An 11,529-nucleotide genomic window follows, 5' to 3' on the forward strand; every position below is an offset into this window, starting at 1 on the left:
ACGTTCATGACAACGACGAAATCAAGCGAGCCTGTAGCGCAGGACGGTACCCAGCCCTTCCACATCGAGGTGCGGGACGGCGTGGCGGAACTGGCCATCGCCCATCCGCCGGTAAACGCGCTGGACAGCGCGGGCTGGCATGCGCTGGCGGCGGCCATCGAGCGGCTCGGCAGGGATGACGCCGTGCGCGTGATCGTGCTGCGCGGCGAGGGGCGCGGCTTCTGCGCAGGGGTCGACATCAAGGAGCTGGCGGCCCACCCGCAGCGCATCGTGGAGGTCAATGCCGGCAACTATGCCACCTTCCGCGCGGTCCACTGCAATCCAAAGCCTGTTATCGCGGCGGTGCATGGCTTCGTGCTCGGCGGCGGCATCGGTATCTGTGGGGCGGCCGACATCCTGATTGCCGCCGAGTGCGCGCGCTTCGGCGTGCCGGAGATCGACCGTGGCGCCATGGGTGGCGGTGCTCACCTGCAGCGCATGTTTGGCGTGCAGAAAGTGCGGGCGATGTATTTCACCGGCGACATGATCGACGCCGCCGAAGCCTACCGCCTGGGCGCGGTGGAGCGGGTGGTGCCGCGCACGGCGTTGCGCGATACCGCACTGGAGATGGCGCGGCGGATCGCGCAGAAGAGCCCGGCCATGGTGCGCCTGGCCAAGGAGGCGCTCAACGGCGTGGAGGATGGCAACCTCGAGGACAAGTACCGCTGGGAGCAGGGCTTCACGCTGCAAGCCTATATGAGCGCGGATTCCGACGAGGCGCGTGCCGCCTTCGTGGAAGGGCGCGAGGCGCGCTTCGCGGCGCAGGCTCCCACCGTCAACGCCTGAGGTTGCCAGATGCATCTCGAATACACCGAACGCCAGCAGGCCCTCCGCGCCGAGATCCGTGCCTGGCTGGCCGAGCGCGCGCCGCGCGCACCGCTGGCCAGCTTCGACACCGCCGAAGGCTTCGCGCAGCATCGCGACTGGGAGCGCACCCTGTACGAGGGGCGCTGGAGCATGGTCACCTGGCCCAAGGAACTGGGCGGACGCGGCTGCGACCTGATCGAATGGCTGATCTTCGAGGAGGAGTACTGGCGGGCTGGCGCGCCGATGCGCGTCAACCAGAACGGCATCTTCCTGCTCGGGCCGACCTTGATGGAGTTCGGCACGCCGGAGCAGAAGGCGCGTTTCCTGCCGCGCATGGCCGCCGGCGAGCACGTATGGGCGCAGGGCTGGTCGGAGCCGAACGCGGGCTCCGACATGGCCGCGATCCGCTGCACCGCCATCCGGCAGGGCGACGAGTACGTGCTCAACGGGCAGAAGATCTGGTCGACTCGCGCGGTCTGGGCCGACTGGCTGTTCGGCCTGTTCCGCACTGATCCCGGCTCGTCGCGCCACCACGGCCTGACCTTCCTGCTGATGCCGCTGGATACGCCGGGCATCACGGTGCGGCCCATCCGCCAGCTCAATGGCCTGACCGGCTTTGCCGAGATCTTTTTCGACGATGTGCGGGTGCCGGCGGAGAACCGCTTGGCGGCGGAGGGCGCGGGCTGGCACGTGGCGATGGCGACGGCCGGTTTCGAGCGCGGCCTGATGCTGCGCTCGCCGGCGCGCTTCCAGGAGACCGCGCGGGCGCTGGTGCAACTCTATCTCGAGAATCGGGAGCAGGCCGACCGCGATCCTTCATTGCGCGAAGCGGTCACGCGCGCCTGGATGGATGCCGAAGCCTATGCGCTATCCACCTACGCCACCGCCAGCAGGCTGGTCAAGGGCGGACAGATCGGCGCGGAGTCCAGCACCAACAAGGTGTTCTGGTCCGAGCTGGATATCCGCATGCACGAAACCGCGCTGGCGATCCTCGGCCAGCGGGGCGAGCTGGTGCCCGCGCAAGACGCGGTGCAAGGCACGCTCGGTGCCTGGCTGGACGGCTTCCTGTTCGCGCAGGCCGGACCGATCTACGCGGGCACCAATGAGATCCAGCGCAACATCGTCGCCGAACGCATGCTGGGGATGCCGCGCGCCTGAGCGCGCGGCGGCAGACCGTCCGGCATCGTCCCCGACCCAACCGTGAACCACGATGGAATTCGCATTTAACGAAGAGCAGCAACAGTTCGTCGATTCGATCAGGCGCTTCCTGATGATCGAAATGACGCCGGAACTGGCGCGGGAACAATGGAGCAGCGCAAGCGGCCGCTCCGATGCGCTTTGGCAGCGGCTGGCCGGGCAGGGCCTGACGGCCGTGCTGGTGCCGGAGGCTTGCGGCGGCCTGGGCCTGTCGGAAACCGAATGGGCGCCGCTGGCGCAGGAGTGCGGCTACTTCGCCCTCGCCGAGCCGTTGCTGGACACCGCGCTGGTGGCGGCCGGCATGCTGTCGGACTGCCACGCCGCCACGCAGGACGCAAGCATCCGCGAACGCTGCGAAAGCTGGCTGCGCCGCATCGCGGACGGCAGCGCGCGCGTGGCGGTGGCGCATCCGGGACAAGCCATGGTGGCCGACGCCCATGTCGCCGACGCCATCCTCTGCGAGCACAGCGGCGCGCTGCACCTGGTGCTGCCGGCGCAGGCGACACTCGCCGCGCACACGAGCCTTGATCCTTCACGCCGGCTCTTCGCGCTCAGCTGGGCGCCGGACGACGGCAGCCTGCTGTTGCCCGCGACGGCCGCGAAGCCCGTGTGGGAAGCCGCGTTCAACCGCGGGGCGCTCGGCGTCGCCGCGCAGATGCTCGGCCTGACGCAGCGCATGCTGGATATCGCCATCGACTACAGCATCCAGCGCAAGCAGTTCGGCAAGGCCATCGGCGCCAACCAGGCGCTCAAGCACCTGCTGGCGGATGTCGCCATCCAGCACGAATTCGCCAAGCCGGTGGTGTACCGCGCGGCCTGCACGCTGGCGCAAGGCCATGGCACCGCAGGGCTGCATACGTCGCACGCGCTGCTGGCCGCCACGCGCGCAGCGCTGCTCGCGGCACGCCACACCATGCAGGTGCACGGCGCCATGGGCTACACCTGGGAGCTGGACCTGCAGATCTTCATGAAGCGCGCCTGGGCCTTGGCCGATAGCTGGGGCGACCGGGCCTTCCACAAGGCGCGCGTGGACGCGCACATCCTCGGGGGGGCCGTGCCGATCGGCGCCGGTGCCACCTTTGCCACCTTTGCCACCACAGCCAACTTGGCATCAACACTTTGACAGGCGGAATGACCATGAGAGACGCATATATCGTCGACGCGCTGCGCACCCCGACCGGACGCCGCAAGGGTGGCCTGGCGCATATGCACGGGGCCGACCTTGGCGGCTTCGTGCTGGCCGAGCTGGTGGGCCGCAACGCCATCCCGGCCGCGGAGTACGACGACGTGGTGTTCGGCTGCGTCGACACCATCGGGCCGCTGGCCGGCAATATCGCCCGCAGCGCCTGGCTGGCCGCCGGGTTGCCGCTTACGGTGCCCGGCGTGACCGTGGATCGCCAGTGCGGGTCGTCGCAACAGGCCGTGCACTTCGCCGCGCAGGCGGTGATGAGCGGCAACCAGGACGTGGTCGTCGCCGGCGGCGTGCAGACCATGACGCAGATCCCGATCTCGTCGGCCATGCTGGCCGGGCAGGCGCTTGGCTTTTCCGATCCGTTCTCCGGCAGCAGGGGCTGGCAGGCCCGCTTCGGTGATCAGCCGGTGTCGCAGTTCCACGCCGCGCAGCGGATTGCCGAGCACTGGAAGCTGTCGCGCGAGGCGATGGAAGTCTATGCGCTGCAAAGCCACCAGCGCGCTGCCATGGCCATCGAGAGCGGCCGCTTCCAGCGCGAGATCGTGTCTTGCGAAGGTGTAGTCCACGACGAAACGCCACGGCCCGATACCACGCTCGCCAAGATGGCATCGCTCGAACCGCTGATGCCCGGTAGTGCACTGACCGCCGCCGTGTCCAGCCAGACCGCGGACGCGGCGGCGGCATTGCTGGTGGTCTCCGAAGACGCGCTCAAGCGCTACGGGCTGACGCCGCGCGCGCGTATCGCCCATATGAGCGTGATGGGCGACGACCCGCTGTGGATGCTGACTGCGCCCATTCCCGCCACGAAACGCGCGCTTGCGCGCAGCGGCCTGCGCTGGGAAGACATCGACGTGGTGGAGATCAATGAGGCGTTCGCCTCGGTGGCGATGGCCTGGCTGGCCGAGACCGGCTACCCGGCCGAGCGCACCAACCCTAACGGCGGCGCCATCGCGCTGGGGCATCCGCTGGGCGCTACCGGCGCGCGGCTGATGACCACGCTGCTGCACGAACTGGAGCGCACGGGCGGCCGCTACGGCCTGCAGACCATGTGCGAGGGCGGCGGCCTGGCCAACGTCACCATCATCGAGCGCCTGTGAGCCGGGTTCCCGGGGCATTGGCGCAAGTAACGGATAAGGGGAGTAGCGACATGGGAATCTGCGACGGACGGACCGTCATCATCACCGGCGCTGGCGGCGGCCTGGGGCGCGCCTACGCGCTGGCCTTCGCCGCCGAAGGCGCCAGCGTGGTGGTCAACGATATTCGCCGCGAGGCGGCCGAGGCGGTATGCGTGCAGATCCGCGCGCAAGGTGGGCAGGCGCTCGCCAGCGACGACGACATCACGCAACTGGCCACGGCCCAGCGCATCGTCGATGCCGCGCTGGCGGCCTTCGGCGAGGTGCACGTGCTGGTCAACAACGCCGGCATCTGCCGCGACCGCATGTTCGTCAGCCTGAGCGAGGCGGACTGGGACGATGTGATGCGCGTGCACCTGCGCGGCCACTTCTGCCTGGCCAACCTGCTGGCCCGGCGCTGGCGCGACGCGGCCAAGGCCGGGCGGCCGGTCGATGCGCGCATCGTCAACACCAGCTCCGGCGCGGGGCTGCAAGGCTCGGTGGGCCAGTCCAACTACGCCGCCGCCAAGGCCGGCATTGCCGCGCTGACCCTGGTGCAGGCCGCGGAACTGGAGCGCTATGACATCACCGCCAATGCGCTCGCGCCGGCGGCCCGCACCGGCATGACCGAAGGCGTATTTGCGGAGATGATGAAAGCGCCGGCCGAAGGCTTCGACTACTACGACCCGGCCAATATCGCGCCGCTGGTGGTCTGGCTCGGCAGCCCGGCCTCGCGCCATGTCACCGGCCGCGTGTTCGAGGCGGCGGGCGGCATGGTGGCGGTGGCGGACGGCTGGCGAACCGGCGTGAGCGCCGACAAGGGCGCGCGCTGGCAAGCGGCCGAGCTGGGGGGCGCGATCGACGCGCTGCTCGCCCGCGCCGAGCCCGCGCAACGCGTCTACGGCGCCTGAGGCGAGGACGGACGATGCGCTTCACGCTCTCCCTGGAACAACAAATGATCCGCGACACCGCGCGCGATTTCCTGGCCGTGCGCAGCGATTCGGCGGCGGTCCGGCGGGTGGTGGATGCGGTTGCGGGCGCGGCGCGGGACGGCCATGACACCGCCCTCTGGCGGGAAATGGCCGGCGAGCTGGGCTGGTGCGGCATCGCCTTGCCGGAGGCGGCCGGTGGCGCCGGGCTGGGCGCCGTCGAGCTGGCGCTGCTGATGGAGCAGATGGGCCAGCGGCTGGCCTGCGTGCCGTACTGGTCGGCCATCTGCCTGGCGGCCCCGGCGCTGGCGGGCAGCCTTGCGCCAGAGGCCGCCGCGCCGTGGCTGGCGCGGCTGGCGCAGGGCGAGGCACGGGCCGCGCTCGCCTTGCCTGCCTGGATGGCGCCCGGCGCGCAAGGCGTGCTCGATGCCGATGCGCTGACCGTCACTGCCGCCTCGGCTGGGGACGGCTTCGTGCTGGACGGGCAGGTTGCGCAGGTGTTCGACGCCGTCGGCGCGGACTGGCTGCTGGTGCCCGCGCGCCTGTCCGGCGACGCGGCAGGGCAGCCGGCGCTGTTCTTGCTGCAAACGGCAGCGCTGGCAGGCCAGCCAGGCTTCGGGCTGCGCCAGCTGGACGTGCTGGACCGTACCCGCCCGCTGGCCGATCTCGTCTTCGACGGGCTGCGCGTGGAGGCTAAGGCTTGCCTGGCGCAAGGCGCCGGGGTAGCGGTGGGCGTGGGCGCCGCCATGTGGCACGGCAGCCTGATGCTCGCCGCCGAGCAGCTCGGCGGCGCCCAGCAATGCCTTGACCTCACCGTGGCCTATGCCGCCGAGCGCATCCAGTTTGGCCGGACGATCGCTTCCTTCCAGGCCGTCAAGCACCGCTGCGCGCAGATGATGGTGGCGGTGGAGGCGGCGCGCTCCGCGGTGCACGGCGCCGCGCGCGCCTGGCAGGCAGCCGCGGCAGGCGGCAGGATCGACGCAGCCAGGCTCGATGTTGCCGCGGCGCGCGTTGCCGCCGGCGACGCCTTCGGCTTCTGTGCCCAGGAGGCCATCCAGTTGCACGGCGGCGTGGGTTTTACCTGGGAGTACGACCCCCAGCTCTATTTCAAGCGCGCGCAAGCCGCCGGCAGCTGGCTGGGGGGCGCTGCCGCCGCGCTCGCCCGGATCGCCGACGGCCTGTTGGCCGCATGAGCCATATCAGCAGCGCAAGGATAAGCATGGATTCGATGGAAAACCAAAATGCCTTCGCCGGGGAAGCGCAACTTCGCGCGGAGGTGGCGGACTGGATGTCCGCCAACCTGCGCGGCGAATTCGACTGCCTGAGGCATCGCGGCGGGCCCGGCGACGAAGAGGCACATCCCGGGCTGCGCAAAGCCTGGGAGCGCCGCCTGGCCGAAGGCGGCTGGACCTGCGTGGGCTGGCCGCAGGCGCACGGCGGGCGCGGCTTGCCGGTGATGTCGCAGGTGATCTTCCAGGAGGAGTACGCGCGTGCCGGCGGCCCCGGCCGCATGGGCCATATTGGCGAAGGGCTGATCGGTCCCACGCTGATCGCCTTCGGCAGCGAGGCGCAGAAGGCCCGCTTCCTGCCAGGCATCCGCAACGGCACCGAGTTCTGGTGCCAGGGCTACTCGGAGCCGGGCGCTGGCTCGGATCTCGCCAATGTGCGCACCCGCGCCGAGCGCGATCCGGTCACCGGGGACTGGCGCGTGAGCGGGCAGAAGGTGTGGACCTCGCTGGCCCACGAGTCGGACTGGATCTTCGTGCTGGCGCGCTGCGATCCGGCGTCGCGCGGCAACAAGGGCCTGGTCTTCCTGCTGATGCCGCTGGCGCAGCCGGGTGTGGAGATCCGCCCGATCCGCCAGATGGGTGGCGGCGTGGAGTTCAACGAGGTGTTCTTCGATGGCGCGCGCGCCGCCGCCGGCGATGTGCTGGGCGCGCCGGGCGACGGCTGGCGCATCGCCATGGCGCTGCTGGGCTTCGAGCGCGGCATCTCCACCCTGGGCCAGCAAATGCAGTTCACCCACGAGCTGGGCTGGATCACCGAGGCCGCGCGCGCGAACGGCGCCTGGCAGGACGCGCCGCTGCGCCAGCGCATGGCGCGCGCCTGGGCCGGCCTGCGGGTGATGCGCTACAACGCGCTGCGCATGCTGGAAGGCGGCGAGGGCGGTGCCGGCGATGCCAGCGCGGCGCTGCAGCGCGAGACCCTGATCTACAAGTACTACTGGTCGAACTGGCATCGCGACCTGGGCCAGCTCGCGCTCGACGTGCTCGGCCCCGACGCCAACCGGATCGACGAAGCGGACGTGCGCCGCACGCGCCTGCAGCAAATGGCGCTGTTCTCGCGCGCCGACACCATCTACGCCGGTACCAACGAAATCCAGCTCAACATCATCGCCGAGCGCGGGCTGTGCATGCCCCGCGAGGCCAGAGGACAGTCATGACTGAAATGGCAGACAAGCAACCGGCCGCGGCCGGCACCCCGCTCCCCCCGCCGGCCTATGTGGCGGGCCACCAGCTGCTGGCCGGCAAGAGCGTGCTGATCACCGCCGCCGCCGGCGCGGGCATCGGTTTTGCCGCCGCCCGCCGCTGCGCGGAGGAGGGCTGCCGCGCGCTGATGATCTCCGACATCCACGAGAAGCGGCTCAGCGAGGCAGTGGCAACCCTGCGCGCCGAGACCGGCTTGCAGGCGATCCATGGCCAGCTTTGCGACGTCTCCGACCAGGCCCAGGTGCGGTCCCTGGTGGCGGTGGCCGAGGAGGCCCTGGGCGGCACCGATGTGCTGATCAACAACGCCGGGCTGGGCGGGTCGCGCCGCATAGTCGAGATGGACGATGCCGAATGGTCGCGGGTGCTCGACATTACGCTTACCGGCACCTTCCGCATGACGCGGGCCATGCTGCCGCATATGCAGGCGCGCCGGCGCGGGGTCATCGTCAACAACGCTTCGGTGCTGGGCTGGCGGGCGCAGAAGGAGCAGGCCCACTATGCCGCAGCCAAGGCTGGCGTGATGGCGCTGACACGCTGCAGCGCGGTGGAGGCTGCGGAGTTTGGCGTGCGCATCAATGCGGTGGCGCCGAGTATCGCCTTGCACGATTTCCTGCGGAAATCAGCGCCGGCGGACCTGCTGCGGGACCTGGCCTCGCGCGAGGCGTTCGGGCGGGCGGCCGAGGTGTGGGAGGTGGCGAATGTGATGGTGTTCCTGGCTAGCGACTATGCGTCGTATATGACGGGCGAAGTGTTGCCTGTCAGCAGTCAGCGGGCGTAGCGGCGGTTGGGGAGAAAACCAGAGGCATTAGCCGAAGCCGGCAGGATGCGCCAAAGCCGTCTGGCATGACGACGGCTGTCGCTCCCTCTCCCCTCATGGGGAGAGGGTTGGGGAGAGGGGAGCAAACCGGCGATGGAGATCGGCGACTGGCACGGGAGATAACCAGTGGCCGGTGCGGAGCAGGAACCCCGCAACAGGCAAGAAGCGAGGCAAGGAGAGCCATGACACGAATATTCAATTCCGCCGAGGCGCTGATGAGCGCCGTCGGCGAGCACCTGGGCCACAGCGCCTGGACCGTCATCACGCAGGAGCGCATCGACGGCTTCGCCGAGGCCACGGGCGACCACCAATGGCTGCATGTGGATCCCGAGCGCGCTGCGCAAGGCCCCTTTGGCGCCTGCATTGCGCACGGCTATCTCACCCTGTCGCTGGTCAACCAGTTCCTGCCGGAGATCCTGACGGTCGAAAACCTGCGCTGGGGTGTCAACTACGGCTGCGACAAGGTGCGCTTCCCGGCGCCGGTGCGGGTCGGCAAGCGCCTGCGCGGCGTGGGCGAGCTGGTGCGTGCGCAGGCGCTGCCCGGCGGTGTGCAGTCGGTGGTGCGCGTCAGCGTGGAAATCGAGGGCGAGGATAAGCCCGCTTGCGTGGCCGACACCATCAGCCGCTATTGCTTTTGATCCTTCCAAGGAAAGCAGCATGAGAGAAGCAGTCATTGTCGCCGTGGCGCGTACGCCCATCGGTAAGGCATTCCGCGGCGCCTTCAACGATACCGAGGCGCCGGCGCTGGGCGGGCACGTGGTGCGCGCCGTGGTCGAGCGGGCGGGGATCGACCCGGCCGAGGTCGACGATGTACTGATCGGCGCCGCAGCGCAGCAGGGCACGCAGGGCTACAACCTGGGCCGGTTGTGCGCGGTGGCGGCGGGCCTGCCAGACAGCGTGCCGGGCATGACCATGGACCGCATGTGTTCGTCGGGGCTGATGACCATCGCCACGGCCGCGAAAAGCATCATCTGCGGCGAGGCCGACATCGTGGTGGCCGGCGGCGCCGAGTCGATCTCGCTGACGCAGAACAAGCACAAGAACGCCTATCGCGCGCAATCCGAGGCGGTGCTGGCCCGGCAGCCGGACGCCTATATGGCAATGATCGAGACCGCCGAAGTGGTGGCGCAACGCTATGGCATTGCCCGGGCGGCGCAGGATGACTACGCGCTGCGCAGCCAGCAGCGCACCGCGGAGGCGCAGCGGCAGGGCTTGTTCGACGACGAGATCGTGCCACTGGAGACGCGCCGCGCGCTGTTCGACAAGACGGGCGCACTCGCCGGGCACGAAACCGTGCGCCTCGCGCAGGACGAATGCAATCGGCCCGATACCAGCGCCGACAGCCTGGCCGCGCTCAAGCCGGTATGGAGCGGCGGGCGCGCGGTGCCGCAAGGGCTCCACATCACCGCGGGCAATGCCTCGCAACTGTCGGACGGTGCCGCCGCCGTGCTGCTGATGAGCCGCGAGCAGGCCGAGCGCCGCGGCTTGCGCCCGCTGGGCCGCTATCGCGGCATGGCCGTGGCCGGCTGCGCGGCGGACGAGATGGGCATCGGCCCGGTGTTCGCCGTGCCCAGGCTGCTGGCGCGCCACGGTCTGACGGTCAAGGACGTTGGCCTGTGGGAACTGAATGAAGCCTTTGCCTGCCAGGTGCTGTACTGCCGGGACATGCTGGGCATTCCGGACGCGCGCCTGAACGTCAATGGCGGCGCCATCGCGATCGGCCATCCCTTCGGCATGTCAGGCGCGCGCATGACCGCGCACGCCTTGCTCGAAGCGCGCCGGCGCGGCGCCGCGCATGCGGTGGTGACAATGTGCATCGGCGGCGGCATGGGCGCTGCCGCGCTGTTCGACGTGCTGTAGCGGCCATTGCCGGTGGCAGTGCGAACGGCCAGCACAAGGCCGGCCATGCCCCCCGGCACGGAGGAGACGACAATGAAAAAAGTGATTGGCATCGCCATGTCGCTGACGGTATTGGCTGCCGCGGCATGGTCCTTCTCGCCGCGGCCCTTGCCTGCCTTCGCCGCCACCGTGCTGCGGGCGGATCGGCTGCAGCTCAATGGCATCGCCCGGTCCGGCAACCGCCTGGTGGCGGTCGGCGAGCGCGGCACGATATTGCTCAGCGACGACGAAGGGGCGCACTGGCGGCTCGCCAGCGTGATGCCGGAGCACGGCGCCGCGCTCACGCAGCTTGTCTTTGCCGGCGGCAAGGACGACAAGGTCGGCGTGGCGGTCGGCCACAGCGGCTGGATCCTGCGCACCACCGACGGCGGTGAGCATTGGCAACAGGTGGCCTTCGATGCGGCGCAGTCGGACCCCCTGTTGGGGGTCTGGGGCCAGGCGACCGGCCCGTGGTTCGCCATCGGCAGCTTCGGGCGCTTCCTGGTGTCGCACGACCAGGGCGGGCACTGGCAGTCCGCAGCCACGCCGCTGATGCAGGACAAGCACCTGAACGGCATTGCCGGTGATCATCAGGGCCGCCTGATGCTGGTAGGCGAGAGCGGCCTGGTGCTGCGCTCCGCCGATGGCGGCAGCACCTGGGAAGCGGTCAAGATGCCCTACGAGGGCTCGCTCTATGGCGTGCTGCCGCTGCGCGACGGCGCCTGGCTGGTCTATGGCATGCGCGGCAACGTGCTGCGCAGCGCCGACTTCGGCGCGAGCTGGGAGGCTGCCGAGGTGGGGCTCAAGACCTCGTTCTTCGGTGGCGTGCAACTGGCCGACGGCCGCATCGCGGTGGCCGGCCAGGGCGGCATGCTGGCCGTCTCGGCGGACGGCGGGCGCCATTTCAAGCCGGTGGCGGGCGGCAGCGCGCAGACGCTGGCTGCGCTCATTCCTGCCACAAGGGGGAATGCCCTGACGCTGGCCGGCAACGCGGGGATTGCCCGCTTCAACCTGGCCCCGCATGCCGCGCCCTGATCTTCCTCCTGCCGCAGCTCTCAGCACCTCACCG

Annotated in this window: 11 protein-coding genes; all 11 read left to right on the forward strand. The window is 70.0% G+C overall.

The window, feature by feature from the left end:
* Positions 1 to 6 precede the first annotated feature (6 nt).
* Entirely contained in the window at positions 7 to 825 is an 819-nt protein-coding gene (locus AB4061_RS25200; RefSeq protein ID WP_441638605.1) for an enoyl-CoA hydratase family protein, read from the forward strand.
* Between the two features lie 9 nt (positions 826 to 834).
* Positions 835 to 2,004 (forward strand): acyl-CoA dehydrogenase family protein, encoded by a 1,170-nt coding sequence (locus AB4061_RS25205; protein WP_441638607.1) that lies wholly within the window; start codon positions 835 to 837, stop codon positions 2,002 to 2,004.
* Between the two features lie 52 nt (positions 2,005 to 2,056).
* The gene (locus AB4061_RS25210) at positions 2,057 to 3,166 is read left to right on the forward strand and encodes an acyl-CoA dehydrogenase family protein (RefSeq protein WP_441638609.1); all 1,110 of its coding nucleotides are present in this window, start codon (positions 2,057 to 2,059) and stop codon (positions 3,164 to 3,166) included.
* Between the two features lie 14 nt (positions 3,167 to 3,180).
* Positions 3,181 to 4,332, forward strand: a complete 1,152-nt coding sequence (locus tag AB4061_RS25215; protein ID WP_441638611.1) for an acetyl-CoA C-acetyltransferase — start codon at positions 3,181 to 3,183, stop codon at positions 4,330 to 4,332.
* A gap of 50 nt (positions 4,333 to 4,382) precedes the next feature.
* Positions 4,383 to 5,258, forward strand: a complete 876-nt coding sequence (locus AB4061_RS25220) for an SDR family oxidoreductase (RefSeq protein ID WP_441638613.1) — start codon at positions 4,383 to 4,385, stop codon at positions 5,256 to 5,258.
* A gap of 14 nt (positions 5,259 to 5,272) precedes the next feature.
* Entirely contained in the window at positions 5,273 to 6,469 is a 1,197-nt protein-coding gene (locus AB4061_RS25225) for an acyl-CoA dehydrogenase family protein (protein WP_441638615.1), read from the forward strand.
* Positions 6,470 to 6,504: 35 nt separating this feature from the next.
* Positions 6,505 to 7,719 carry an acyl-CoA dehydrogenase family protein gene (locus AB4061_RS25230; protein WP_441638618.1) on the forward strand — a complete coding sequence of 405 codons (1,215 nt, stop codon included), beginning with the start codon at positions 6,505 to 6,507 and terminating at the stop codon, positions 7,717 to 7,719.
* A 5-nt stretch (positions 7,720 to 7,724) separates the two neighbouring features.
* The gene (locus AB4061_RS25235; RefSeq protein WP_441638742.1) at positions 7,725 to 8,543 is read left to right on the forward strand and encodes an SDR family oxidoreductase; all 819 of its coding nucleotides are present in this window, start codon (positions 7,725 to 7,727) and stop codon (positions 8,541 to 8,543) included.
* A gap of 221 nt (positions 8,544 to 8,764) precedes the next feature.
* Positions 8,765 to 9,220 carry a MaoC family dehydratase gene (locus tag AB4061_RS25240; RefSeq protein WP_441638620.1) on the forward strand — a complete coding sequence of 152 codons (456 nt, stop codon included), beginning with the start codon at positions 8,765 to 8,767 and terminating at the stop codon, positions 9,218 to 9,220.
* A gap of 19 nt (positions 9,221 to 9,239) precedes the next feature.
* On the forward strand, positions 9,240 to 10,442 hold the full coding sequence (locus AB4061_RS25245; RefSeq protein ID WP_441638622.1) for an acetyl-CoA C-acyltransferase: 1,203 nt from the start codon (positions 9,240 to 9,242) through the stop codon (positions 10,440 to 10,442).
* Between the two features lie 72 nt (positions 10,443 to 10,514).
* On the forward strand, positions 10,515 to 11,495 hold the full coding sequence (locus AB4061_RS25250; protein ID WP_441638624.1) for a WD40/YVTN/BNR-like repeat-containing protein: 981 nt from the start codon (positions 10,515 to 10,517) through the stop codon (positions 11,493 to 11,495).
* Positions 11,496 to 11,529 lie beyond the last annotated feature (34 nt).

This window comes from Cupriavidus sp. YAF13, assembly GCF_052113425.1.
Classification (GTDB): domain Bacteria; phylum Pseudomonadota; class Gammaproteobacteria; order Burkholderiales; family Burkholderiaceae; genus Cupriavidus.